Genomic DNA, 25,123 nt, shown 5'->3' on the forward strand with positions numbered 1-25,123 from the left:
CATGGGCAACGTTGTCGTCGCCGCCGCGGTGTCGCTGGACGGGTTCGTCGCGGACACCGAGGACCAGGTCGGGCCGCTGTTCGACTGGTACAACAACGGGCCGGTCGAGGTGTACGGAACCGACCAGGGCCGCCCGTTCCACGTGAGCGAGGCGAGTGCGGAGTACATGAAGTCCACCTGGCCGCAGATCCGCGCCTGCGTCATCGGCCGGCGGCTGTTCGACCTCACCAATGGCTGGAACGGCGTGCCGGCGGTCGGCGACCACGTGTTCGTCGTCACCCACGAGCCGCCCACGGACTGGCCGTTCCCGGACGCGCCGTTCACCTTCGTCGACGGGGTCGAGGACGCGGTCGCACAGGCCAAGGCACACGCCGGTGACGGCAACGTCACGATCACCGGCGGCAACATCGCCGGCCAGGCGATCGCCGCGGGCCTGGTCGACGAGATCGCCTACAGCCTGGTGCCCGCCCTGCTCGGCAGCGGCCGCCCCTTCTTCGGCGACTACGTGGGACCCGAGGTTCTCCTCGACAACCCGCGCGTCGTCGAAGGTGACCGCGTCACCCACCTGCACTACCGCGTCAGCAAAGGGTGATCGGCGATCACGGTCTTGGAGCCGGGGGCAATTTCGGTGAAGCCGGCGTCCTGGACCACCGGAAGGTTCGTCTTCAGGAGGGTGGCCCAGTCCGTGGGGGTGGCCGTTCGGACTGCCAGGGCGAAGTCGGTTGACTGCCATTCCTTGCGGGCCTCGTCAGGGAGGGCCCACCACGCCAGCTGGGCGGCGTGACCGCACTGGGCCATTGCTTTGCCGCTGGACATTTCCAGTTCCGGGTTGATCCAGAGGACGGGTACGCCGGGTTCGAGCGGCGGGAGCTCCTCGGTGTCCTCGAAGTCGGTGCCGCTGACCTGGAGCTTGAACAGCTCCACCGGTACGTCGTCCACCGCCGTCGGCGGAAACACCCGCACCTCGGCCCGCACCGCCCCCGCGCCCGCTTCCTCGCCCCGGTCCTCGCCGGCTTGCGCGCCCGCGCCGGTGCCGGTCATCGTGATGCCCGGGAGGGCCTCGGCGCGGCGCCATTCGATACCGCGGGCGCGTTTGGCGATCTTCCGGATGCGGTTGTCCTGCCAGGCCGCCATCGCCTCGGCCCACTCGCCCTCGCCGTACGAACGCTCGTCCGCCAGGATCGCCAGCACCGCACGAGCCGCCGTCTCCAGCGCATCGGTCTGCGCGGGTCGCGCGTTCTTCTCGACTCGCACCACCAGAGTAAGCACTTGTTCCACGTCGCGAGTCTGCCAGGGCTGTAGGTTGGCACCATGCAGCAGTACCTGGACCTTCTTCGGCATGTGTTGGACAACGGGGCGGAGAAGGGTGACCGTACCGGGACCGGCACGCTGAGTGTGTTCGGGTACCAGTCGCGGTACGACCTGCGGGACGGGTTCCCGGCGGTGACGACGAAGAAGCTGCATCTGCGGTCGGTGATCGGGGAGCTGATCTGGTTCCTCAGCGGCTCGACCAACATCAAGTGGCTGCACGAGAACAACATCTCGATCTGGGACGAGTGGGCCGACGCCGACGGCGAGCTCGGCCCGGTGTACGGGTACCAGTGGCGCTCCTGGCCGACTCCGGACGGCCGGCATGTCGACCAGATCGCGAAGCTGATCGAGTCGATCAAGCAGAACCCGGACTCGCGCCGGCACATCGTCAGCGCGTGGAACGTCGCGGACGTGGACGACATGGCGTTGCCGCCGTGTCACACCATGTTCCAGTTCTACGTCGCGGACGGCCGGCTGTCCTGCCAGCTGTACCAGCGGTCGGCGGACATCTTCCTGGGTGTGCCGTTCAACATCGCGTCGTACGCGCTGCTCACCCACATGGTCGCGCAGCAGACCGGGCTCGAGGTCGGCGACTTCGTACACACCCTGGGCGACGCGCACCTGTACCTGAACCACCTGGACCAGGCCCGCCTGCAGCTCACCCGCGATCCGCGCCCGCTGCCGACGCTGCAGCTGAACAAGCGCGACTCGATCGACGGCTACGAGATCGCCGACGTCGAGTTGGTCGGGTACGACCCGCACCCCGGGATCAAGGCGCCCATCGCGGTATGAGCGTGATTCTGATCGCCGCGGTCGGACGGAACGGTGTGATCGGGCGGGACAACGACCTGCCCTGGCGGATCCGTGAGGACCTGCAGCACTTCAAGCAGCTGACCCTCGGCCACACGCTCGTGATGGGCCGCAAGACGTACGACTCGATCGGCCGCCCGCTGCCGGGCCGCCGTACCGTCGTCGTCACCCGCCAGACCGACTGGTCCGCGGACGGCGTCGAGGTCGTCCACAGCCTCGAGGACGCCTTGAAGTACGACGGCACCCTGTACGTCGCCGGCGGCGGCGAGATCTACCGCCAGGCCCTCCCGTACGCCGACACCCTCGAACTCACCGAGGTCCACCAGTCCCCTGACGGCGACGTCACCTTCCCGAAGATCACCCCGGCCGACTGGACCGAGACAGCCCGCGAACCCCACGACGGCTTTGACTTCGTTGGTTACCGTCGCAGCTAACAACGAGTAGGGAACAGGGACCCCGTGGGGACCTGGAACCGACTAGATTGGGCGCGCGTCACGGAGGAGACAGCGCGCGGCGAGGGGACGCCTCGCGGACGCCACCGGAGGGGAACGACGATGACCGAAGCAGACAACGCAGCAGGTGGAGCGGGCGCCGCAGGCGCGCAGCCCGCAGCGCAGGCGATGCCGCTGCAGCCCCCGACGGCGACCGCACCGGGGTTGATACTGACCGCCCCGCCGCCGTCACAGCCTGTTGCGGCCACCGCGGCTCCGACGATGGCGCCGGCCGTCGACCCGGCCGCGTTGCCGGGGCTGGACAGCAAGGTGGACACGTTCCTGACCTCGCTGATGGCGGCCGAGCCGCGCTCGCCGGAGTTCGCCACCCGGGCGGCCGACGTACGCAGCATGGGTGACGTCGACATCCGCGCCGCCGCCGAGAGCTCGAACCGGTTGCTGCAGTCGCCGGTGCGGGCGCTGCAGAGCGGTGGCCTGTCGGAGGGCTCGACGGTCGGCAAGACGCTGCTCGAACTGCGCCGTACCGTCGAGGACCTCGACCCGAAGGAAGCCACCGGGCCGAAGAAACTGCTCGGGATGATCCCTTTCGGCGACAAGATCGAGGACTACTTCCGCAAGTACCAGACCGCGCAGAGTCACCTCGAGGGCATCCTGCACAGCCTGCGCAACGGCCAGGACGAGCTCGGCAAGGACAACGCCGCGCTGAACCTGGAGAAGCAGCAGCTCTGGGATGCGATGACCCGGCTCAACCAGTACGTGTACGTCGCCGAGCGCCTGGACGCGCGGCTGTCCGCGGCGATCGCCGAGCTGGACGCGACGAACCCGGAGAAGGCGAAGGCGTTCCGTGAGGACGTGCTGTTCTACGTCCGGCAGAAGCACCAGGACCTGCTCACCCAGCTGGCCGTGTCGATTCAGAACTACCTGGCCATCGACATCGTGATCAAGAACAACATCGAGCTGATCAAGGGTGTCGACCGCGCGTCCACCACCACGGTGTCGGCGCTGCGTACGGCGGTCATCGTCGCGCAGGCGCTCGGCAACCAGAAGCTCGTACTCGACCAGATCACCGCGCTGAACAGCACCACCAGCGGCATGATCGAGCGCACCTCGCAGATGCTGAAGGACAACTCGGTCGCGATCCAGCAGCAGGCCGCGTCGGCGACCATCGGGCTGCCGCAGCTGCAGGCCGCGTTCGCGAACATCTACGCGACCATGGACGCGATCGACACGTTCAAGAGCGAGGCCCTGGACAACATGGCCGCCACGATCGGCACGCTGGAGACCGAGGTGACCAAGTCCCGCTCGTACCTGGACCGCGTCGCCCAGCAGAACCAGCAGGTCGTGCACGGCAGCCTCGACCTGAACCTGGGTCGCTGACCCACACCTGGAGACGGGGGACTGCATGGCGCTCGGTGACTTCTTCGCGCGGCTGACCGGCCGCAAGGAGGAGCCCGAGCCTGCCCCGGTGCCTGCGCCGCCGACCAACGACGACCTGTTGGCGGCGCTCGTCCGGGTCGAGCAGCTGGTTGCGGGCGGAGCCGTACCGGCGGTGGTCGCGTCGCGGGTCGGGCGGGTGGTTCGGGTCGTACGGGAGACGATTCCGCGGCTCGGGAACCTCGGCGGCAGCGCTCAGGCGTACTCGGTGATGGCGACGTGTACGGACTATCTGCCGGATGCGATCGGTGGGTACCTGCGGTTGCCGCGGCAGTGGGCGGACACCCGGCCGGTGGACCGGGGCAAGACGTCGCTGATGATCCTGATCGACCAGTTGGACCTCTTGGCCGCGACGATGGACAAGGTGTTCGACGCGGTGAACCGGGCCGACGCGGCGGCGCTGATCACCCACGGCAGATTCCTGCAGGAGAAGTTCGGCACCGCCTCCACCGGCGGCACCCTGGCCCTCGGCCCGACCCCGTCAACGCCACCCCCGTCGCCCACCACAGACACCACTTCGCCGCACCCGAGCACCGGCACCGGCCCGGCAGGCCCGAGCACCGGCACCGCGGGGCCACTTACACCACCACCTGGACGAGGAGGGTCATGAGCGGCACGGGGGGACTACCGGAAGCGCTGTCGGCGCTGCTCACCGTCGCCGCTCGCGCCGGTGTCGCCGAGGAAACCGCCCGGTCCGAGGCGCTCGCGTTGGCAGCCGCACTGGCCGAGTCCGCACCAGGCGCACCAGCCGACTGGGGTAAAGCAGTCCCGGGTGGGACAACCCAGGACTTCTTCGACGCAGCCGTTCGCGGCCGGCGCTGGCGGGGCGCCCCCACCGCCGTACTCACCGAGCTCATCGCCAACGGCTCCCCCGAGAAGGCGCCGTACGCCGAAGCCCTCGCGGAACTCGCGTCAGCAGCTTGCACGCTCGGTGAGCCGACGATGCGGGTCATCGGGAACGCCTCGGTGGCAGCTGCTGCGCAGCTGCAAGCCGCGGGGGTGCGGACGCTGCAGGTCGGCGATCCCAGAACACCAGCCAGGCCGTCGGCCGACGACCCCTGGGCCGCCACCGGCGCCGACCGGACCGCTACTGCGGACCGGGGCGGCGCTGCGGGCCGGACCGGCGCCGGGCCGGGTGCGACGGGCCCGGGTGCGGCGGACGCAGGCGTGGGTACGGCGGGTGCGGCGGGTGCAGCTGCTGCCGCCGCCTCGGCTGCTGCTGCGGCGGAGCCGGCGAAGTCGGTGGAGGAATTGCTGGCGGAGTTGGATGAGCTGACGGGGTTGGCCCGGGTGAAGCGGGAAGTGCATCGGCAGGTTGCGGTTCTGCGGGTGGAGAAGTTGCGGGCCGAGGCCGGGTTGAAGAGTGCGACGATCACCCGGCATCTGGTGTTCGTGGGGAATCCGGGGACCGGGAAGACGACCGTTGCGCGGTTGGTGAGTGGGATCTACAAGGCGCTCGGGTTGCTCTCCAAGGGGCAGCTCATCGAGGTGGACCGGTCGGAACTGGTCGCCGGGTACCTCGGCCAGACCGCGACGAAGACCGCCGAGGTGGTCGCGTCGGCGGCCGGAGGCGTGCTGTTCATCGACGAGGCGTACAGCCTGACCGCCGGCGACAACGGTGCCGACCAGTACGGACGCGAGGCCGTCGACACACTGGTCAAGGAGATGGAGGACCGGCGCGACGACCTCGTCGTGATCGTCGCCGGCTACCCCGAACCCATGCGGGCGTTCATCGCCGCGAACCCCGGACTCGCCAGTCGGTTCCGGACCACGATCGAGTTCGAGAACTACACCGACGACGAGCTGACCGACATCCTCACCGGGCTCGCCGAAGCCGCGGACTACGAACTCGTACCGGACGCGCTGGACGCCTTCCAAGGCATCCTCGCGGACACCCCACGGGACAGCTCCTTCGGCAACGGGCGGTTCGCGCGCAACGTACTGGAAGCCGCGATCGGCCGGCAGGCCTGGCGGCTGCGCGACGTGACGGCACCGACCACCGACCAACTGCGTCAGATCCTCTCAGAGGACCTAACTGACGACGTAGCTCAGGAGCAGGACGGAGTAGAGGCGTGACCCAGACTCAGAGTGCGCCGCCCGCCGCCCTGGCGCCGGCCGCCGCATCCGGTACGGCGCTGCAGCCACCGGCCGGGCACGCGCCGACCCGGCGCGGCGCGATCGCGCAGTGGTTCGAAGGTACGCCGGGCCGGATGCGCGCGTTCCTGATCGTGGCCGCGGCGATCAGCGTGGTCTTCGGCGTGGCCGCCGCGCAGGGCTTCAGCCAGTCCGGCGGCGCCCTCGAACGGGCACAGGCGAACGCCGCCCAGCTGGTCCGGATCCAGGCGATCCACACCAACCTGGTCAGCGCGAACGCAGACGCCACCAATGCCTTCCTGGTCGGTGGCCTCGAACCGCCGGAGCAGCGTGCCCACTTCGTCAACTCGATGGCCGCGGCCGCCGGCCTGATCGCCGAGGCCGCGACCGCCCAGCCGGCGGACCGCGACGTACTCGGCGCGCTCAACAAGACCCTGATCACGTACGAGGGCCTGATCGAGCAGGCCCGCGCGAACAACCGCCAGGGCCTGCCGATCGGCTCGCAGTACCTGAAGGACGCGAACTCGGTCCTCCAGGACGACTCGCTCCCGCTGGTGAAGGCTCTCGTCGAGGCGAACGAGAAGCGCGTCGACACCGAGTTCGACGGGATCAGCTACGGCACGATCTGGGTGGTCGTCGGCGGCCTCCTGACCCTGGTCCTCTTCGGTATCACCCTCCGCTGGCTGGCCCGCCGTACGCACCGCTACCTCAACGTCCCGATCGCCGCCGGAGCCGTACTGGTCCTCCTGACCACCGTCGTCGGAGGCATCGCCCTGGCCAGCGCCTCCGGCTCCGCGAAGGACACCCGCAACTCTGAGTACGAACGTACGCTGGCCCTCTCCCGCGCCCGCATCGCCGCGTACGACGCCCGCTCCAACGAAAGCCTCACCCTGATCGCCCGCGGCTCCGGCGCCTCGTTCGACAAGGCGTACGGTGATGCCGCCGACGAAGTCGTCCATCAACTCGGCAAGCTCGGCACCGACGGCGCCGAGCTGGAGCAGCAGTGGACCAACTACCAGGCAGTCCACGCCCAGGTCCGGAAGACCGACGGTGTCGACGGCAACTGGGACGGTGCCGTGGCGATGGCCGTCGGCAATGACAAGACCAACAACTCGGTCGACACGTTCGGCGCCTTCGACAACTCGTCCAACCAGCAGCTGACCACGACGAGTAGCGCGGTACAGAGTCAACTGAAGAGCGCCCGCGACGGCCTGCCACCGATCGGCTGGCTCGGCATACCGATCGGCATCGCCGCCGCCCTGCTGGTTGCCTGGGGAATGTCGCAGCGCCTGGAGGAGTACCGATGAAGAAGCTGATCCCATTCGCCGTCGCGACGGCCCTACTCCTCACAGCCTGCAGCTCCGGCAACTACGCGGCCACCCAGATCCCGCCCGAGCCGGCACCCACAACCTCATCCCCCGCAGCTCCCGCGGAGCCGTGCGACAAGACCACCGAGCTGCAGTCGTACGCGCCCCAGGGTCCGCTGCCGGCGCCCGGAGCGATGCCCGCAAATACGACGATGGACAAGATCCAGAAACGGGGCCGCCTGGTCGCCGGCGTCTCCGCGGACAGCTTGCACCTCGGGTCGCGGAACCCGCTGAACGGTCAGATCGAGGGCTTCGACATCGACATGGTCAAGGCTGTCGCCACCGCGATCTTCGGCACCTGGAGAGGCCACCTTGAGCTGCGGGTGATCTCCAGCCCGCAGCGCATCCCGTCGCTGCAGAACAACAGCGTCGACATCGTTGCCCGCAACATGACGATCAACTGCGCCCGCTGGAAGCTGATCGCGTTCTCCGCCGAGTACTACCGCTCGGGCCAGAAGACGCTGGTACCGCGGGACGCCAAGGAAACCAGCGTGATGCAACTGTCCGGCAAGACGATCTGCGCTCCGGCCGGATCGACCAGCCTGGCGAACCTGATGAAGAAGAACCCGGCGGTCAAACCGATCACGGCCGACACCGACACCGGCTGCCTGGTCCTCTTCCAGCAGGGCAAGGCGTACGGGATCTCCGGCGACGACACCGTGCTGGCCGGGGACGCCGCGCAGGATCCCTACGCCCAGGTGATTCCGAAGGAGCGGTTCAGCGAGGAGCCGTACGGTCTGGGCATCAACAAGGAGAACATCGACTTCGTCCGGTTCGTGAACGGCGTGCTGGCACAGATGAAGCAGCCCAAGGCCGACGGGACGTCCGAATGGATGAACTCCTACAACAACTGGCTGGGCAAGGCTCTCGGCCCGCTGAAGACACCGCCCGCACCTGAGTACGGCCGCCAATGACCGTTCGTACGCCGACGGTGTCGGCTCCGGCGCCGCCGGGGAAGATGGGGAGCAGTGTTCCGGCGACGGAACTGCTCTCGTTCCTCAGCGCGCTCGGGGAGTGGCGGGATCGGCGAAAGGCGGAGCTGGACGAGCTCGATCAGGCTGCGCTGCATTCGGCCGACGGGGACGCGCTGAGTCCGGACGTCGTGCTCAGCATGACGGTCTGGAAGGCAGTTTCGGATCGGTACGAGTTGATTCTCGTCACCTGGGACTCCGGGCGGGTCGGGCAGCAGGAGCTCGAGCGGATCTCGAGCCTGATCTGGGGCGGCCTGGACGCGGGCGGCGCGGGCGGCTCCCTCGCCGTTTCGTTGCCGGAGGCATGCAAGTTGTCGGATGCGCTGGCATCCAGCCTGCGGGCGAAGCTTGCGCTCGAACCCGGTGACGCGGACCTCGCCGCAAGGCTCCGGCAACTGCGGGCGCAGGTGGAGCGGATCAGCGACCTGGTCAAGCAGGAGCCGGCAGGAGTACGCAACGACGCGCTCGCCAAGCACCACGACCTCGACCGGCGCCTGGTGGATATTGCCGACCGCAACAAACGTGGCGCCGACATCGGCGGTCTGATCGGTCCGCTGGAACTCGACGCCGCGAAAGCGGAACGTGACCTGATCGTCGGCGCCGCCACCCGCAAGGAGCGTGCCGCCGACGTGGCCCGCGCCCACACCCTGCGCGGTGAGCTCGAGGCACAAGGTACGGCGGTACGCGCCCTCGCGGACAAAGCCGTCAGCACGGTCACTCCGGCCCCGCGGCTCGCCGTACCGGATGTCACCGCGCTCGGGCCGGTGCCGAACACCTCGGCCGAGCTGGCGCAGTACCTGACCCGGCTGGACGCCGTACGGCGGGCGCTCGGACAGGCGCAGGCGGCGTACGGCGCCGCGCTCGGCCGCCGGGACGAACTCGCGCAACTGCTCGACGCCTATCAGGTGAAGGCGGCAAGTGTTGCCGCAGGCAACGAAGATCTCGCCGAGCTGTACCGGCGCGGCCGAGCCGTGATCGACACCGAGCCGGTGGACCTGGCTCGCCTCGGTGCACTGGTAGCGGCCTACCAGGCCTACCTGGAAGGAACGAGATGACGACCTGCACCCAGCCGGGCTGCACCGGCTCGATCGTGGACGGGTACTGCGACGTCTGCGGCTCCCCCGCGGCCGCGAGCGCTCCGTCCGCCACGACAGCGGGCGCCTGCACCCAGCCAGGCTGCACCGGCACGTACGTCGACGGGTACTGCGACGTCTGCGGATCGCCGGCGCCCGACGGCACCAGCAGCCGGTCGGCCATCACCGGAGCGCCGGCCGTCGTCCACGAGGCGGACCCGATCAGCACGGTGTCGACCGTCTCCCGCGCGTCGAACAGGCTCGCGTCCACGCCGCTCGGCTCGGCCCGCGCCGCGCAGGCCGGTTCGAAGCTGACCCGCAAGCTCGGAACGTCGTCCACCCGGCTGCGCGGCGCCCGCCTCGGCGCCGGGCTGACGCACGTCCCGTCGATCCCCGCGATCGACGCGAGCAAGGCGATCCTGGCGAACCCGATGGTCCCGGAGGACCGCCGGAACTGCCCGAGCTGCGGTCACTCGGTCGGCCGGTCGCGCAACGGCCAGCCGGGCCGTACCGAAGGCTTCTGCCCGAACTGCCGGAGCCGGTTCTCGTTCGCGCCGAAGCTGAAGGACGGCGACCTGGTCGGCGGGCAGTACCTGGTCCGCGGCTGCCTGGCCCACGGTGGTTTCGGCTGGATCTACCTGGCCCAGGACAAGAACGTGTCCGACCGCTGGGTGGTCCTGAAGGGCCTGCTGAACTCCGAAGACCCGGACGCGGTCGCGGCGGCGATCGCGGAGCAGCAGTTCCTGGCCCGCGTCGAGCACCCGCTGATCGTCGAGATCTACAACTTCGTCACCCACGACGGCGCCGGCTACATCGTGATGGAGTACGTCGGCGGTACGTCGCTGAAGTCCCTGCTCAAGCAGCGGATGGCGGCGAACAACGGCCGGTACGACGCGCTCCCGATCGACCAGGCGATCGCGTACCTGCTGGAGATCCTGCCGGCGTTCTCGTACCTGCACGACCTCGGCCTGGTGTACTGCGACTTCAAGCCGGACAACATCATCCAGGTCGGCGACGCGGTCAAGCTGATCGACCTCGGTGGCGTCCGGCGGACCGACGACCTCGACTCGGCGATCTACGGCACGGTCGGCTTCCAGGCTCCCGAGGTCGCCGAGGTCGGCCCGTCGATCGCGTCCGACATCTACACGCTCGGCCGGACGCTGTGCGTGCTCGCGATGGAGTTCCGCGGGTACCAGAGCCGGTACGTCGACTCGCTGCCGCCGGTCAGCGAGGTACCGCTCTTCCAGCAGTACGACGCGGTGTACCGCCTGCTCGCGAAGGCGTGCGCGAAGGACCCGGCGGACCGTTTCCAAACGGCGGACGAGTTCCGCGTGCAGCTCCTCGGCGTACTGCGTGAGGTTGTGGCAGACAAGCAGGGCGTCAAGGCGGCGCAGCACTCGGCGTCGTCGCTGCTCTTCGGTTCCCCGGGCGACAGGGCGGCCGGGCTGGGCGAGGCGGCCGCGCCGTGGCAGCAGCTCCCGTCGCTGGCGCCGGACGACGGCGACAAGATGGCCGGCTGGCTGAAGACGGTGAGCGTGCCGGACCCGGCCAAGCGGCTGGAACTGCTGGTCGACGCGCCCGAGCAGTCCGCTCAGACGCTGCTGGAGGTCTCCGAGGCCGCACTGGAGGTCGGGCCGGAGCGCTACGACCTGGTCGACACCGCGGTGAACGACCTGCTCAGCGCGGACCCGTGGGAATGGCGAGCGGTCTGGATGTCCGGTCTGGTGGCTCTTGCCCGCGGTGACTTCCGTAGCGCGCAGTCGGCGTTCAACGCTGTCTACGGCCAGGTCCCGGGTGAGCTGGCACCAAAACTCGCCCTGGCGATCGCCTGTGAGCACAGCGGTGAGTTCGACGTTGCCGAGGGCCTCTACCTGGCCTGCGCCCGGACTGACGCCAACTACATAGCGCCGTCCGCCTTCGGTCTGGCGAACATCCGGAGCCAGCGCAACGACCTCGACGGAGCGCTGAACGCGCTCGACCTGGTACCACGAACGAGCGGTGAGTACGTACGTGCTCGTCGCCAGCGAGCCGGACTGCTGGCAGGATCGGGGCGTGGCCTCCCCGCGCTCGCCGAGGCGATGAACAGCATCGCGACGCTGACCATCGACCCGGTGGACCGGGCCAACCTGGCCGCGAACGTGTTCCGGACCGCGCTGACCGAGGTCCGGCAGACCGGTCCGCAGGAGGCTCTGCGGATCGACGGACGGGCAGCCACCGAGGCCTCCCTGCGGGACGGGCTCGAGGCCACCTACCGGTTGCTGGCCGACCAGGCCCAGACCCGGCCGGAACGGATCGCCCTGGTCGACCAGGCCAACGAGGTTCGAGGATGGACGCTGCGATGACGAGTACGACCGACACGGCCTGCCCCAGCTGCGGCGGGCCGGTGGCCGAGGCCGACCTGTTCTGCGAGGCCTGCGGCGCCTCGCTGAAACCAGCCGCCGCGACACCGGCCACCCCCGCGCTGGACACCGACACCGAGCCGACCGTGGAGATCACCGCGGTGACCAGCCCGGGCAGTGAGTACGTCGGTCCCTGCGCGTCCTGCGGCGGCACTGTCGGCGCCGACGGGTACTGCGAGACCTGCGGCACCAAGGCCGCCAAGCCCCGGGACCATTTCGCCGAGCAGCCTGCTCCATGGGTGGCCGGCGTCTGCGATCGCGGCATCCGGCACAGCCGCAACGAGGACGCGATGGCGCTGGGTGCCGACGCCGAGCCCGGCAGCCGCGCGCTGCTCGTGGTCTGCGACGGCGTCAGCTCCTCACTCGACTCCGACGTCGCCTCGCTGGCGGCGGCCCGGGCTGCGCGTGAGGTGCTGGTGGCAGGTCACGCGCAGGGTCTGGGTACCGAGTCGTCCCGGGCCGGGGCGATCGCGGCGCGGCTCCGGGCGGCGGCCGACGCCGCGAGTGACGCCGTACTCGACAGCACCAGTCCGGACAGCCCGAACCCTGCGTCCTGCACGTTCGTGGCAGCGGTGCTCGAGGAGGGGCTGCTGGTCGCGGGCAACGTCGGCGACAGCCGTGCGTACTGGTTCCCGGACGCGGGTGAACCGGTCTCGCTGACCACGGACGACTCATGGGCAGCCGAGCTGATCGCCAGCGGGGTGTCGCGCCAGGAGGCCGAGTCCGGGCCGCACGCGCACGCGATCACCCGCTGGCTCGGCAAGGACGCGCCGGACCACACGCCGCGGACCACGACCCTCGAGGTCGCCGGGCCGGGCTGGCTGCTGGTCTGCTCCGACGGCCTGTGGAACTACTGCTCCGAGGCGGCACCGCTGGCCGACCTCGTACGTCAGACAGCTGCGGACCACACCGGCGAGCCGAAGGCCACCGCGTCCGCCCTGGTCGACTGGGCCAACGCCCAGGGCGGCCAGGACAACATCACCGTCGCGCTCGCACGGATCTGAGGAAAGGGAACCCGAGATGGCCGACTTCACCGCCACCGTCTACCAGAACGAGTTCCTGCCGGACGGCGGGACCGACGTACACGCCATCGTCACCGTGACCTGCACGGGCGCCGGCGCCGCCGGACAGACCGGTAGCGGCGACGCGGGCGAGATCATCATCGTCGACACCTCCGGCTCGATGGGCCGCGACGGCGTCCAGGCCGCCGCGTACGCCGCGCAGACCGCGCTCGACCAGATCCTCGACGGGGTGTGGTTCGCGGTCATCTCCGGCAACGACCGCGCGCAGCTGGCGTTCCCGCCGTCCGCGGAGCCGGTGATGGTCAAGATGGACCCGTACACCCGGCAGGCCGCGAAGGACGCCGTGTCCCGGTTCTACGCCGACGGCGGTACCGCGATGGGCACCTGGCTGCGGCTGGCGTCGCGGGTGTTCGCGACCGTACCGTCGCTGTCGCAGAAGCACGCGATCCTGCTGACCGACGGCGAGAACCAGCACGAGACGCCGGAGGCGCTGACCCAGGCGATCGAGTCGGTCACCGGCCAGTTCCAGTGCGACACCCGCGGCGTCGGCGTGGCCTGGCAGGTGGACGAGGTACGGCGGATCGCGCAGGCGCTGCTCGGTACCGTCGACATCATCCCGGCGCCGGACCAGCTGGCCGCCGAGTTCGCCAAGCTCATCCAGAACGCGATGAGCCGGGGGGTCGCGCAGGCGGACCTGCGGGTGTGGGCGCCGCAGGGCGCGGAGGTGCTGTTCGTCCGGCAGGTCGCGCCGACGGTCGAGGACCTGACGTCCCGCCGGACGGCGGTCAACCCGTTGACCGGGTCGTACCCGACCGGGTCCTGGGGTGACGAGTCCCGCGACTACCACGTCGCGATCCGGCTGGCCGCGAAGGCGATCGGACAGGAGCAGCTCGCCGCGCGCGTGCAGCTCGTACTGGGCAACGACACGGTCGCGCAGGGCCTGGTGAAGGCGCTGTGGTCCGCGGACGACGCGCTCACCACGCGGATCAGCCCGGAGGTCGCGCACTACACCGGGCAGACCGAGCTGGCGCAGGCGATCCAGGACGGCCTGGCCGCGAAGGCCGCCGGCGACACGGCGACCGCGACGACCAAGCTCGGCCGCGCGGTGCAGCTCGCCGCCGCGACCGGGAACGAGGAGGCGACCACCCGGCTCCGGAAGGTTGTCGACATCGACGACCAGGAAACGGGTACGGTGCGGCTCAAGCGCACCGTCGAGAAAGCCGACGAGATGGCCCTCGACACGGCCTCCACCAAGACGACCCGGGTACGCAAATGACCGTGAACTGTCCCAGCGGACACCCCTCCACCTCCACCGACTACTGCGATGTCTGCGGCCTCCCGATCGGCGCCGCGGCCACGCCCGCCGGCTCGGCGATGCCGGCTCCCGCCGTTCCGGCTCCGGGGCCGACGGCTCCCGGCACCCCGGGCGGTCCGACGCCGGGCGCTCCGGACGCCCCGATCCCCGGCACCGTGGCTGGTCAGACCTGTCCGAACTGCTCAGACCCTGCGTCGGCCGACGCGTTGTTCTGTGAGAACTGTGGGTATGACTTCACCACCGGGACCATGCCCCGGGCCGCGTCCTCGCTCGATCTGCCCGGTACGGCCGCGGCTCCGCCCTCCCCGCCGGCGCCGGCGGCGACGGCCGAGTGGGTGGTGGAGCGCTGGGTCGACCCGGACTGGTACGCCGTACAGCAGAGTGACGACCCGTGTCCGTCGCCCGGTCTGCCGGCCGTGATCCCGCTGGTGGAGAAGAGCCTGCTGATCGGGCGCCCGTCGCGCAGCCGCGGCATCTCGCCCGAGGTGGACTGCGGCGACGACACCGGCGTCAGCCGCCGTCAGGCCCAGCTGACCACCGACGGCCAGCGCTGGTGGGTCGAGGACCTGCAGTCGTCCAACGGTACGTACGTCGCCTCCGCCGCCGGCCCGCTCCCGGAAACCCCGATCATCCCCGGCCAACGTCAGGAACTGAACCCGGACGACCGCATCTACGTCGGCGCCTGGACCCGCCTGGTGGTCCGCAGAGCCACGCCCGAGGAACTCGCCGGCCAGGCCTAGGGCAGCAGCACGATCTTTCCTCTGACACCACCGGCAGCGAGCAGGTCGAGCGCCTGCTGCGCGTCAGTCAGAGGCAGGGTCTTGCCGACGCTGGCGGTGAGTTCACCGGCTTCCGCCGCGCGGCTGAGCGCGGCCAGCCGGGCACCGCTCGGCTCGGCGCGGACGAGCTGCGGGGTGATGCCGCGCGCGGCCGTGAACTGTCCGCCGGGCACCCAGAACTCCGGAACCGTGGTGACGTAGATGCCACCGTCACGTACAGCAGTGAACGCCTGCCGCGCCCTCGGCCCACCGACGACGTCGAGCGCCGCATCGACCGGGCCTGTCTCGGTCACAGTGATGCCCGAGGCGCGGGCGAGTTCCACGGCGAATCGGCCGACAGCGCCGCGCGGGCCGTTCACCAGAAGGGACTGGCCCGGTTTCAGATCGAGCAACTCCAGCGCCTGGTGAGCTGTCAGACCGGCGAGTGGAAGGGTGGCCGCTTCGGCCCAGTCGAGGTTCGCGGGCGCGGGCGCGACGTACGACGCCGGCAGCGTCACGTACTCGGCGTACCCGCCGATCTGGGTCCGCGAGTGCCCGGTGCTCGCGATCACCGCCGTACCAGGCTCGAGCGCACCCGCCTCGACCACACCGGCCACGTCGTACCCGGGCACGAGCGGCAGCCTCAGTTCGTCGTACCAGCGGTACTTCCCGGCCACCATGCCGACGTCGGCCGGGTTCATCGCCGCCGCCATCACCTTGATCAGGACCTCGTCGGCACCCGGTTCCCGTACCGGCAGCTCGTGCGCCCGGAGCGTCGCCCCCTCGCCTACCCGATCGGTCGCCATCGCTCGCATCGTCGTCATGCGCTTCACGCTAGGCGGCGCCGGACCGGCTGTCGTTGATCGAGATCAATCCACCGGAAGCGCCGCAAGCCGTTTCCTGATCCGGCTGATCGCCTCCGGCGTGACACCGACGTACGACGCGATGTGCCGCTGCGTGAGCCGCGAGGCCAGCGCGCCGTGGTCGGCGAGGAAGCGCTGGTACCGGGTGCTCGCGTCGTCGAGCAGGAGTTCGCGTTGCCGCTGGTCCAGCCGGAGGTACAGCGCCTCGGTCAGCTTCGCGATCAGCTGTTGCCAGCCGGGGTTCTCGGCGACGAGAACGTCGTAGGCCGGCCGCTCGGCGACCATCAGCGCGGACGGCTCGAGTGCCTCGATCGCGATCCGCGACGGTTCCTGCCGGAGCGCGGCACTGTACGAGCAGACGAGTTCGCCTTCGGCGCGGAACGCCAGCGTCCGTTCGTTCCCGGCGTCGTCGCTGCCGAACAGGCGGAACAGCCCGTGTTCGATCAGCGCGACCCGGTTCGGTGGATCCCCTTGCCGTACGAACAATTCGCCGCGCTCGACCCGCACCGGCCGGAACAGCCGCCGGGCGCGCTCAGCTTCCTCGGGGGCCAACTGCTGCAGGAAGCGCTCGAACTCGCTCACCCGCCCATTGTCGCCGCAGTACGTCTCACCCGCCGGGCTGGGGTTGTTGGGTCCAACCGGGAGACGGGTGTACGCACAGCCATTCGATCAGGGCGAGGCCTACGACTACCGGGATCGCCCACACCCAAGGGGTTTCGGGGAGCATGACGATGGCGATTGCGGTCCACAGGGCCACCCAGCCGCCGCCGTAGCCGCGGAGTACGCCGCGGTACCAGAGGCCGCCGGGGGCCTCGGCTGCGCGTTGGCCGAAGTACACGAACAGGTACGAGGCGATCGTGATCGGCCAGAAGTACCAGAGCCGGGCCCAGTCGTACGGGACCATCACGAGGGCGGTCAGGCACACCACCGCGATCGACCAGTGGTAGACCTCGCCGGCCCAGTTCAGCCCGCGGCGGCGCAGCGTGAGCACGATCGCCAACGGACCGAACGGGACGGCGACGAGACCGGCGAAGACGTGCAGGATCAGCGCGATGTCACGCATCGCAACCCCGGGGCCTCCCTGACATGTCAGGGAGCATAGGGAGTTCCGTCCTGCACGTCTCTAGTTCGGGCCGGTCAGTTCTCCGGGAACGACAGCACCCGGCGGACGGCGAACCTCCGGTACCCGAGACGCTCGAAACACTTCGCCATCGGGACGTTCCCGAAGTCGGTGTCGGCCCGGATCTGCTCGGCGCCGGTCTCCGCGAGCAGGTGCGTGATCTCGGCCAGCAGGTCGTCGCTCAGCCCACGCCCACGGTGCTCCGGTACAACGCCGAGGTACCCGACGACCGGCCCGCCGGCGTTCGCCGACGGTATCGCGAACCCGACCAGGTCGTCGCCGTCGTACGCGAGCCGCCACAAGTCCCGGTCGCCCGGCATCGACTTGTAGATCGCCAGCTCTTCCCGAGCCGCACCCTCGACCCCGACCCGCGAGATCTCACGTGCGGTCCCGGCGTCCAGGCTGCCCTGGCTGACCTGCATGAACACACCGACGAACGCCTCGTCGTCAGCCGGCTCGAACCGCAGCCGGGTGGAGCGCGACGGCAGACCGTACGCCGGCTTCCACTCGTACCGCAGCCGGTCGGTGATCTCGGTCAGCCCGACCGCGGCCGCCGCCCGCATCCGCGGCTCGAGCGCCGCGGCCACGTCCGGGTGATCCTCCCAGTCGCTGTCCAGGAAGAAGTGATACTCCGGCGGCTCCTGGCCGTCCGGGCGGGACGCGACGGCGTGCTTCAGCAACTCGGTCCAGGTCGGTACCGGGTCGTCGTCGCCGACGTAGTACAGGCCGTCGATGCTGTACGGGTGCTGCTCACCCGGTACGCCCCACCAGATCGCCAGCGCCCGGATCTCGCCGTTCTCCTCGGCGACCCAGATCCAGTCGTGCTTGTAGTAGCCGGCGGCAACGTACTCGCGGAACCGCTCGGCGGTGACGGTGTTGACGGACTTCTGCTCGATCAGAGCAAAGATGGTGTCGAGGTCGGCCTCGACGGTGGTGCGGATGTTCACGAATCCTCCAGCAGGAGGCGCGAGCTCCGCTCAGTGCGAGTTGTGCGAGCGGATCGGACGCGCCGGGAAACAGGTGTGTGTGTTCATCGGTCGCTCCTTCCGCTCCGGGATCCTTCTCGCCGCGCCAGACATTAGAGGAACGGCGGGGTCATAGTCCAGCTGTTATTCACAGCTGGGATGTACCGCGCTGGTTCCGGCGGGGAAGGTACCGGGCATGAGAATCCTCATCGCTGCCGTGACCCTGGCATCCACCGCTGTCCTCGGGTCCACGGCGTACGCCGCCCCAACCACCTACGTTGCGCCCTACAGCGCAACCGCGATCGACACCTGCGCGCTCAGCTCGCTGCCGTCGCAGGCTGCCGACACCCTCGACCTGATCCACTCCGGCGGCCCGTTCCCGTACCGGCAGGACGGCACCGTCTTTTCCAACCGGGAGGGCATCCTCCCGTCGGAGTCCTCCGGCTACTACCACGAGTACACCGTGATCACGCCCGGCTCCCCCGACCGCGGCGCCCGCCGGCTGATCGGCGGCGGCGCGAAGACCACGCCCGTCCACGTCTACTACACCGGCGACCACTACGCCTCGTTCTGCGAGGTCGACGAGAACAGCTGAGGGTAGTGTGGTCGGCACGTTGAGTGATCGGGAGGATTGTTCGCGATGCCGACCCTGCGTCCGGTGACCGCCGGCCTGTTGCTGACCGCCGCACTGCTGGTCTTCGGCCGGCCCGAGTCCGGGCTGGCCGAAGCCACCGGCGACCCGCTGAAGCTGACGAACGGGCTGTACGTCGATCCCGCCTCGGACGTGGCGGCGTACGTACGACGTCATCCCGAGGACACCGCGCTGGCGTCGACGATCGCCGCGCAGGCGTCGGCGCGCTGGGTCGGGTCCTGGAGCGGGGACGTGAAGGCGGGCGTCACGGCGTACACGACGGCCGCCGCTAAGGCGGACAAGTTGCCTGCGCTCGTGACGGACAACCTCCCGGGGCGGCAGTGCGGGATCGGTGGCGGGGCCGCGTCGGATGAGGCGTACCGGACCTGGATCTCCGCGGTGTCGGACGGGATCGCGGCGCGGCCGGCGGTCGTGGTGCTGGAGCCGGATGCGCTGGCCCGGCTGGACTGCTATCCGACGTCGGAGTGGGACGGGCGGATCGCGTTGGTGAAGTATGCGGTGGGGTTGTTGGCGGCGAAGAACCCGAACACCTGGACGTACCTCGACGCGGGGAACGTGGGATCCGGTGACGCGAAGGAGATCGCCCGGCGGTTGCGGCTCGCGGACGTGGGGAAGATCCGTGGGTTCGCGCTGAACACCGCGAACTACTTCGGCACCGAGCAGTCGGTTGCTCGCGGCAACGAGATCCTGGCCGCGCTGGGCGGCGGCAGCCACTACGTCGTCGACACCAGCCGCAACGGCAACGGCTCCGACGGCAGCTCCTGCAACCCACCCGCCCGCAAACTGGGCACCCCGCCCGCGCCTGCTCAGGCCCCGGTGGACCTCCACCTCTGGCTCCGCACCCCCGGCGAATCCGACGGCCCCTGCGGCCTGACCCCCACCCTCCCCACCAGAACCTTCTCCCCCCTCCTGGCCCACCACCTAATCACCGGCACCTGAACCAACCGCCCCGTACCGCCGGCTGCTGGGCTCCCCTCCACAAACACAAAGGTCCCGGGCGTCGGCCCGGGACCTTTGTGTTTGTTGCTTTTGTGCTGTCGAACCAACGGACTACTGACTCAGAAGTCCATGCCGCCCATGTCGGGCGCACCGCCCGGAGCGGCCGCGGCCTTCTCCGGCTTGTCGGCGATGACGGCCTCGGTGGTGAGGAACAGGGCCGCGATGGACGCCGCGTTCTGCAGCGCCGAGCGCGTCACCTTGGCCGGGTCGATGATGCCGGTCTTGATCAGGTCGACGTACTCACCGGTCGCGGCGTTGAGGCCCCAGCCCGGCTCGAGGTTGCGGACCTTCTCCACCACGACGCCGCCCTCGAGGCCGGCGTTCACGGCGATCTGCTTCAGCGGGGCCTCGACGGCGTGCCGCACGATCTGCGCACCGGTCGCCTCGTCACCCTCGAGCTCAAGCTTCTCGAACGCCGCGACGGACGCCTGCAGCAGCGCGACGCCACCACCGGCGACGATGCCCTCCTCGACGGCCGCCTTCGCGTTCCGAACGGCGTCCTCGATGCGGTGCTTGCGCTCCTTCAGCTCGACCTCGGTGGCCGCGCCGACCTTGATCACCGCAACGCCACCGGCCAGCTTGGCCAGCCGCTCCTGCAGCTTCTCGCGGTCGTAGTCGGAGTCCGACTTCTCGATCTCGGCGCGGATCTGGTTCACCCGGCCGGTGATCTGGTCGGCGTCGCCCGAGCCCTCGACGATGGTCGTCTCGTCCTTGGTGACGACGATCTTGCGGGCCTGGCCGAGCAGCTCCAGGTCGACGGTGTCCAGCTTCAGGCCGACCTCCTCGGAGATCACCTCGCCGCCGGTCAGTACCGCGATGTCGACCAGCATGGCCTTGCGGCGGTCACCGAAGCCCGGCGCCTTGACGGCGACGGCCTTGAAGGTGCCCTTGATCTTGTTGACGACCAGGGTGGCCAGGGCCTCGCCCTCGACGTCCTCGGCGATGATCGCCAGCGGCTTGCCGGTCTGCATGACCTTCTCCAGCACCGGGACCAGGTCCTTGATGCTGCCGATCTTGCTGTTCACGACCAGGATGTACGGGTCGTCGAGGACGGCCTCCATCCGGTCGGTGTCGGTCACGAAGTACGGCGAGATGTACCCCTTGTCGAAGCGCATACCCTCGGTGAGCTCGAGCTCGAGGCCGAAGGTGTTGCTCTCCTCGACGGTGATGACGCCTTCCTTGCCGACCTTGTCCATCGCCTCGGCGATGATCTGGCCGACCTGGTTGTCGGCAGCCGAGATGGACGCGGTCGACGCGATCTGCTCGCGGGTCTCGACGTCCTTGGCCAGCTTGAGCAGCTGCTCGCTGACCGCCTCGACCGCCTTCTCGATGCCCTTCTTCAGGCCCATCGGGTTGGCGCCGGCGGCGACGTTGCGCAGCCCCTCGCGGACGAGAGCCTGGGCCAGCACGGTGGCGGTGGTCGTACCGTCACCCGCGACGTCGTCGGTCTTCTTGGCAACTTCCTTGACGAGCTCGGCCCCGATCTTCTCGTACGGGTCCTCGAGCTCGATCTCCTTGGCGATGGAGACGCCGTCGTTGGTGATCGTGGGTGCGCCCCACTTCTTCTCCAGCACGACGTTGCGGCCCTTCGGGCCGAGCGTCACCTTGACGGCGTCGGCGAGGGTGTTCATTCCCCGCTCGAGGCCGCGGCGCGCCTCTTCATCGAAAGCAATCAGCTTGGGCATTCTCCGCGAGTCCTCCCGCGTCGAGTTCTGGTGGTTCAGCCGGCTCCGATGCCCGCGACGGACGGCACCTGGACCGCGACGCTCATGTCCCGCCGCTGCCAGGCACCTCATCGAGGCCGTCTTCTTGCACACCCCGGCCGGGCGCGAACACTTATCACTCTCGCCCTTGGAGTGCTAACCAAGTATTAGCACTCGCCCCAAACGAGTGCAAGCCAGCCCCCCGTCAGCCGTCGAGCTGCGCGATCAGGTACTTCGGCGCCGTCAACCGCCAGGCTTCCGTGATCAGCTCGCTCAGCTCCTCGTCGTCGGCGAGCTCCAGCTGGATGTGGAGCCACGCGAAGCGGCCGCTCTCCCAGGACGGCTCGTAGACCTCGGGGTTCTCAGCGACGAGCGCCTCCTGCTCCTCACGGAGCGCCTTCAGGTGCATCCGGCTCTGGTCCTCGGACAGGTACGCAAAACTCTTGTTCCGCACCTTGAACACCGGCTGCCCGGCCCACCCCTCCTGCTCCTCCACCCCCGGCAACCCCAGCATCACCTTCACCACCGCCGCCGCATCCATACCCAAGAACGCTAAGCACCCCCACCGACAGTTTCCTCATCCCGCAACCGTCACCGTGACCGTCGCGCCGACCGGCAACATCGTCCCGACCGCCGGCGAGACACCCAGGATCGTCCCGGCCGGATAGCTAGGCGATTTCACCCGCTTGGTCTGCGCCTTGAGTCCGACAGCCGTCAGTCGCGGCGTGTAGGCGCCCACGACCGGGCCAGTCGGCGCGCCACCCAACGCGAAGTAGCTGGGTACGCCGGACTTGTCCGGCACGATCCGGATCCAGCTGAGCATTCGGTCGACCTCAGCTGGACCAGCGGACGACTCCGCACGGAACCACACCTTGAGCGACGGGATGCCTACCGCACCGACACAGACTCTGTTCTCCTGCCGGCTCTCGCAGCTCGTTTGCTGACGCTGAGCCTGCACTCCGTCGATGACGACCGTCTTGTCGGCGTGGAACTCGATGGTCGGTGTTCCGCTCAGTTGAACGCTGTCCACACCGTCGGGCCTGGGGCTCAGGCAGAGGTGCGCAGCGCTCGGGTCGTCGATCAGGAGGGTGTCCTGGCTGGGCGTGCCGCAGCCCGCCTTGTTGAGCGGCCAGTCCGCTGGGACCGCGATCGCGGCGTGGCCGAAGCCTGCCAAGCGGGTCGGGGGTGGCGCGGCGGGCGTAGTCGGTGGGTGAGGTGCGAGGAGTGTGGTCGCACCGATCGCAGCCGCGACTGTTGCTACGGCGAGGCCCGAGAACGCCGCAGTACGGCGTCTGCGGCGTCTCGTGGCGCCCGTGTGAAGGGCTTCCAGTGGGGGTGGGCCCACGGGGGTCTTCGCGGCGGTGCGTTCCAGGAGGTCCGTCAGGTCGGTCATCGGGGTTCTCGCAGTTCTGCCAGGTGCGGGTCCTGGGAGAGGGCCTTCACGGCGCGGGACAGGCGGCTTTTGACTGTGCCTGCGGCTACTCCCAGTACGGTTGCCATCTGCTGTTCGCTCAGGTGCGCGTAGTACCGCAGTACGACGGCTGTGCGCTGGTCGCCGGGCAGTCTGTCCAGTGCGCGCATCATGGCGTCGGTGTCGTCGACTCCTGTGGTCTGGTCGGTGCCCGTGGTCTCCGGGAGAGACTCAGACGGCAGCTCCCCATGCCAGCGACGTCTGCGGGAGGAGCGGAAGCAGTTGACCAGTACGCGGTGAACGTACGCGTCCCGGTCCTCAGCCACACGCACCCGGTTCCACTTGAGCAGACAACGCTCCAGCGCGGACTGCACGAGGTCCTCCGCTTCGGACGGCGTACACCCAAGCAGCACGGCCGACCGCACGAGTGTTGGCCAGCGCGCGGTGACGTACTCGGTGAACTCGTCCATGTCCCCCTCCACACCCTTAGAGACAGGCTGGCGGGTGGGCGAGGTTCCCGGTAGGTCTACTTGATTACCGTGAGGGTGACAGTGTCGCCAGGCTGCAGCACGGTCCCGGGGCCAGGCGAAACGCTGACGACACGGCCCGGCCTGTAGACGACCGACGTACGGCTGCGGAACTCCACCTCGAGACCCAGCCGCTGCAGGAGGACTGCGTACGCCGTGCCGTCCCTGGCCTCGTCCAGCGATCGGGTGCTGGGTACGCCGACCCGGTCCGGCAGGATCTCGATCCGGGTGAGGATCTGGTCGACGTCGGCGGCGCTCTTGGACGAGGAGGCGCGGAACCAGACGTTCAGGGACGGCAGGCCGACCGCGCCCCAGCACACGTCGTCGTCACCGCATTCGGTCCAGCTGCGCTCCGCCGGTACGCCGTTGATGGTGAACGTCTCGTCGTCGCGGAAACCGACCGGTGGCGCAGTGTCCAGCTCCACACTGCTGACGCCTGTCGGACGGGGCAGGTCACAGTCCCCCACGGCGCTCGGATCGTCGATCAGGACGGTGTCCCGGCGCGGAACCCCGCAGCGGCTGACGTTCGTGCCCCACACCTTCGGTACGGAGATCGCCGCGTGCCCGTAGCCGACCAGCCGCATCACGATCGGGGCCGGCTCGGGGCCGGGCAAGGGGCCGGTCCCTGAGCCGCGGCCGGACGTCAGGACGTTGGTCACGCCGATCGCGGCCACCACTGTGGCCACAGCCGCAGCCGTCGCCAGCCGCTCACGGACGCGGCCGGGCGGTCTGGGGGCACTGGTGCGCTCGAGGATCTCCATCGCATCTCGCACTTCGTCGACCCTTACAGTCTGGGCGCTTCTGATGCCCGCGACCACCGGTGCCCACGAAAGTCGTCAGGGGCGGGTCAGGGGTCGGTCGGTACCGATCCTGATGTGCCGAGAGGTGCCGGAACGGGACAGTAGAGCCATGACGAACTCCAACGCACCGTTCCAGAACCTCTCCGGCAAGACCCTGCGTCGCTCCTCGAACCAGCGGATGCTCTCGGGCGTCTCCGGCGGCATCGCCGAATACCTGAACGTCGACGTGACCCTGGTCCGTCTCGGCTGGGTCGGCCTCACGCTGATCACCGGTGGCGCCGCGCTGATCGGGTACGCGGTCGCCTGGATCGTGATCCCCGAGTCCGACGGCAAGGCCGTCTGGCAGAACGTCCAGCACTCGGTGAACCAGAACCAGGACACCACCGAGCACGACATCGCCTCCCGCATCTACGACGACACCAACAACAAGCCCCCGGCGGCGTGATTCGCACTGCGCCCGACTGGCGCAGCCGCCCGGACCCGGTGGCAGGGTGACGCTCCGTCGCCCTGCCGCCGCCGCAGTGCCACACTGCTTCCGTGCAGAGCACCGAGGAGAGCACCTCTTGCCCCCACTGCGGGCACGTGATCCCCGTCGACCGCCGCTACGTCACCTGGTGCGACAAGTGCGACTGGAACGTCGACCCATCGCCCCCTAACGACCAGACACCGGCTTGGCGGCTCCGCATCGAGCACCGCCTCGCCGAGTCCCTGTACGGCGAGCTTGCGAAGGGCGCCGTACGCCCACCGCGCTGGGACGCCGCGCGTGTCGGTGCGCATGCCCTCTCTGTTCTGATCCTCTTGCTGCCGGTTCTCGGGTTCCTGGGCGGAATCGCTCTGCTCGTCTTCTACCGGCCGCTCTGGCTCAGCATCGTGTTCTCGGTGGTCGCCTTCAGCCTCGCGCTGCTGCTCCGCCCGCGGGTGCCGCGCCTGTCGCCGGACATCCACGTGCTGCGCCCGCCCGAGGCTCCGGTCTTGTACGCCGTACTCGACCAGCTGGCCGACGCAGTCGGGACGAAGCGGGTCACTGCCGTCGCTGTCACCACAGCGGCCAACGTCTGGTATCTGCAGGTCGGCTGG

27 protein-coding genes are annotated in these 25,123 nt (G+C 69.5%); 16 read left to right on the forward strand and 11 right to left on the reverse strand.

Features of this window, described 5'->3' with window-relative positions:
- The first annotated feature begins 1 nt into the window (after position 1).
- A complete protein-coding gene (locus tag ACZ5BU_RS04670) occupies positions 2 to 592 on the forward strand; it encodes a dihydrofolate reductase family protein (RefSeq protein WP_465695543.1) in 591 nt (196 codons plus the stop codon).
- Here ACZ5BU_RS04670 and ACZ5BU_RS04675 read toward each other — a convergent pair.
- A complete protein-coding gene (locus ACZ5BU_RS04675; protein WP_465695545.1) occupies positions 571 to 1,278 on the reverse strand; it encodes an aminoacyl-tRNA hydrolase in 708 nt (235 codons plus the stop codon). The genes ACZ5BU_RS04670 and ACZ5BU_RS04675 overlap by 22 nt on opposite strands.
- A gap of 33 nt (positions 1,279 to 1,311) precedes the next feature.
- On the opposite strand from ACZ5BU_RS04675, the gene ACZ5BU_RS04680 reads away from it, so the two are divergent.
- The 12 genes from ACZ5BU_RS04680 to ACZ5BU_RS04735 all read left to right on the forward strand — a co-directional run bounded on the left by ACZ5BU_RS04680 (position 1,312) and on the right by ACZ5BU_RS04735 (position 14,988).
- The gene (locus ACZ5BU_RS04680; RefSeq protein ID WP_465695546.1) at positions 1,312 to 2,103 is read left to right on the forward strand and encodes a thymidylate synthase; all 792 of its coding nucleotides are present in this window, start codon (positions 1,312 to 1,314) and stop codon (positions 2,101 to 2,103) included.
- Positions 2,100 to 2,555 (forward strand): dihydrofolate reductase, encoded by a 456-nt coding sequence (locus ACZ5BU_RS04685; protein ID WP_465695547.1) that lies wholly within the window; start codon positions 2,100 to 2,102, stop codon positions 2,553 to 2,555. The genes ACZ5BU_RS04680 and ACZ5BU_RS04685 overlap by 4 nt, the downstream gene beginning before the upstream one ends.
- Positions 2,556 to 2,675: 120 nt before the next feature.
- Positions 2,676 to 3,950 carry a toxic anion resistance protein gene (locus ACZ5BU_RS04690; protein ID WP_465695549.1) on the forward strand — a complete coding sequence of 425 codons (1,275 nt, stop codon included), beginning with the start codon at positions 2,676 to 2,678 and terminating at the stop codon, positions 3,948 to 3,950.
- A gap of 25 nt (positions 3,951 to 3,975) precedes the next feature.
- Complete coding sequence (locus tag ACZ5BU_RS04695) at positions 3,976 to 4,617, forward strand: hypothetical protein (protein WP_465695551.1); 642 nt, start codon at positions 3,976 to 3,978, stop codon at positions 4,615 to 4,617.
- On the forward strand, positions 4,614 to 6,083 hold the full coding sequence (locus ACZ5BU_RS04700; RefSeq protein ID WP_465695552.1) for an AAA family ATPase: 1,470 nt from the start codon (positions 4,614 to 4,616) through the stop codon (positions 6,081 to 6,083). The genes ACZ5BU_RS04695 and ACZ5BU_RS04700 overlap by 4 nt, the downstream gene beginning before the upstream one ends.
- On the forward strand, positions 6,080 to 7,408 hold the full coding sequence (locus tag ACZ5BU_RS04705; protein ID WP_465695553.1) for a hypothetical protein: 1,329 nt from the start codon (positions 6,080 to 6,082) through the stop codon (positions 7,406 to 7,408). Before ACZ5BU_RS04700 ends, ACZ5BU_RS04705 begins: the two co-directional genes overlap by 4 nt.
- Positions 7,405 to 8,382, forward strand: coding sequence for a transporter substrate-binding domain-containing protein (locus tag ACZ5BU_RS04710; RefSeq protein WP_465695555.1), 978 nt, complete (start codon positions 7,405 to 7,407; stop codon positions 8,380 to 8,382). Before ACZ5BU_RS04705 ends, ACZ5BU_RS04710 begins: the two co-directional genes overlap by 4 nt.
- Positions 8,379 to 9,494: a hypothetical protein gene (locus ACZ5BU_RS04715; protein ID WP_465695556.1), complete on the forward strand. Its 1,116-nt coding sequence runs from the start codon at positions 8,379 to 8,381 to the stop codon at positions 9,492 to 9,494. The genes ACZ5BU_RS04710 and ACZ5BU_RS04715 overlap by 4 nt, the downstream gene beginning before the upstream one ends.
- Entirely contained in the window at positions 9,491 to 11,854 is a 2,364-nt protein-coding gene (locus tag ACZ5BU_RS04720; protein WP_465695558.1) for a serine/threonine-protein kinase, read from the forward strand. Before ACZ5BU_RS04715 ends, ACZ5BU_RS04720 begins: the two co-directional genes overlap by 4 nt.
- On the forward strand, positions 11,839 to 12,915 hold the full coding sequence (locus ACZ5BU_RS04725) for a PP2C family protein-serine/threonine phosphatase (RefSeq protein WP_465695559.1): 1,077 nt from the start codon (positions 11,839 to 11,841) through the stop codon (positions 12,913 to 12,915). The genes ACZ5BU_RS04720 and ACZ5BU_RS04725 overlap by 16 nt, the downstream gene beginning before the upstream one ends.
- A 16-nt stretch (positions 12,916 to 12,931) precedes the next feature.
- Positions 12,932 to 14,209: a vWA domain-containing protein gene (locus ACZ5BU_RS04730; RefSeq protein WP_465695560.1), complete on the forward strand. Its 1,278-nt coding sequence runs from the start codon at positions 12,932 to 12,934 to the stop codon at positions 14,207 to 14,209.
- Complete coding sequence (locus ACZ5BU_RS04735) at positions 14,206 to 14,988, forward strand: FHA domain-containing protein (RefSeq protein WP_465695562.1); 783 nt, start codon at positions 14,206 to 14,208, stop codon at positions 14,986 to 14,988. The genes ACZ5BU_RS04730 and ACZ5BU_RS04735 overlap by 4 nt, the downstream gene beginning before the upstream one ends.
- Here the strand turns inward: ACZ5BU_RS04735 and ACZ5BU_RS04740 are convergent.
- The 4 genes from ACZ5BU_RS04740 to ACZ5BU_RS04755 form a co-directional block, all read right to left on the reverse strand.
- Positions 14,985 to 15,830, reverse strand: a complete 846-nt coding sequence (locus ACZ5BU_RS04740) for an NADP-dependent oxidoreductase (protein ID WP_465695563.1) — start codon at positions 15,828 to 15,830, stop codon at positions 14,985 to 14,987. The genes ACZ5BU_RS04735 and ACZ5BU_RS04740 overlap by 4 nt on opposite strands.
- A gap of 45 nt (positions 15,831 to 15,875) precedes the next feature.
- A complete protein-coding gene (locus ACZ5BU_RS04745) occupies positions 15,876 to 16,451 on the reverse strand; it encodes a Crp/Fnr family transcriptional regulator (protein WP_465695564.1) in 576 nt (191 codons plus the stop codon).
- Between the two features lie 25 nt (positions 16,452 to 16,476).
- Positions 16,477 to 16,932: a hypothetical protein gene (locus ACZ5BU_RS04750; RefSeq protein WP_465695566.1), complete on the reverse strand. Its 456-nt coding sequence runs from the start codon at positions 16,930 to 16,932 to the stop codon at positions 16,477 to 16,479.
- A gap of 74 nt (positions 16,933 to 17,006) precedes the next feature.
- A complete protein-coding gene (locus tag ACZ5BU_RS04755; RefSeq protein ID WP_465695567.1) occupies positions 17,007 to 17,936 on the reverse strand; it encodes a GNAT family N-acetyltransferase in 930 nt (309 codons plus the stop codon).
- Between the two features lie 214 nt (positions 17,937 to 18,150).
- On the opposite strand from ACZ5BU_RS04755, the gene ACZ5BU_RS04760 reads away from it, so the two are divergent.
- Both ACZ5BU_RS04760 and ACZ5BU_RS04765 read left to right on the forward strand, forming a co-directional pair.
- On the forward strand, positions 18,151 to 18,549 hold the full coding sequence (locus ACZ5BU_RS04760; protein WP_465695568.1) for a guanyl-specific ribonuclease: 399 nt from the start codon (positions 18,151 to 18,153) through the stop codon (positions 18,547 to 18,549).
- Between the two features lie 45 nt (positions 18,550 to 18,594).
- Entirely contained in the window at positions 18,595 to 19,545 is a 951-nt protein-coding gene (locus ACZ5BU_RS04765; RefSeq protein ID WP_465695570.1) for a glycoside hydrolase family 6 protein, read from the forward strand.
- A gap of 119 nt (positions 19,546 to 19,664) precedes the next feature.
- On the opposite strand, the gene groL is transcribed toward ACZ5BU_RS04765, so the two are convergent.
- From groL to ACZ5BU_RS04790, 5 genes are all read right to left on the reverse strand, one after another.
- Positions 19,665 to 21,290: a chaperonin GroEL gene (gene groL, locus ACZ5BU_RS04770; RefSeq protein WP_465695571.1), complete on the reverse strand. Its 1,626-nt coding sequence runs from the start codon at positions 21,288 to 21,290 to the stop codon at positions 19,665 to 19,667.
- A 223-nt stretch (positions 21,291 to 21,513) separates the two neighbouring features.
- Entirely contained in the window at positions 21,514 to 21,849 is a 336-nt protein-coding gene (locus ACZ5BU_RS04775; RefSeq protein ID WP_465695573.1) for an MmcQ/YjbR family DNA-binding protein, read from the reverse strand.
- A gap of 36 nt (positions 21,850 to 21,885) precedes the next feature.
- Complete coding sequence (locus ACZ5BU_RS04780) at positions 21,886 to 22,701, reverse strand: PASTA domain-containing protein (RefSeq protein WP_465695574.1); 816 nt, start codon at positions 22,699 to 22,701, stop codon at positions 21,886 to 21,888.
- A complete protein-coding gene (locus ACZ5BU_RS04785) occupies positions 22,698 to 23,189 on the reverse strand; it encodes a SigE family RNA polymerase sigma factor (RefSeq protein ID WP_465695576.1) in 492 nt (163 codons plus the stop codon). Before ACZ5BU_RS04785 ends, ACZ5BU_RS04780 begins: the two co-directional genes overlap by 4 nt.
- Positions 23,190 to 23,245: 56 nt before the next feature.
- Entirely contained in the window at positions 23,246 to 24,019 is a 774-nt protein-coding gene (locus ACZ5BU_RS04790; protein WP_465695577.1) for a PASTA domain-containing protein, read from the reverse strand.
- Between the two features lie 136 nt (positions 24,020 to 24,155).
- Here ACZ5BU_RS04790 and ACZ5BU_RS04795 point away from each other — a divergent pair, with 136 nt between their 5' ends.
- Positions 24,156 to 24,491 (forward strand): PspC domain-containing protein, encoded by a 336-nt coding sequence (locus tag ACZ5BU_RS04795; protein WP_465695578.1) that lies wholly within the window; start codon positions 24,156 to 24,158, stop codon positions 24,489 to 24,491.
- 400 nt (positions 24,492 to 24,891) lie between these two features.
- On the opposite strand, the gene ACZ5BU_RS04800 is transcribed toward ACZ5BU_RS04795, so the two are convergent.
- Complete coding sequence (locus ACZ5BU_RS04800) at positions 24,892 to 25,089, reverse strand: hypothetical protein (RefSeq protein ID WP_465695579.1); 198 nt, start codon at positions 25,087 to 25,089, stop codon at positions 24,892 to 24,894.
- Positions 25,090 to 25,123: the final 34 nt, after the last annotated feature.

The organism is Kribbella sp. NPDC031520 (genome assembly GCF_055580825.1).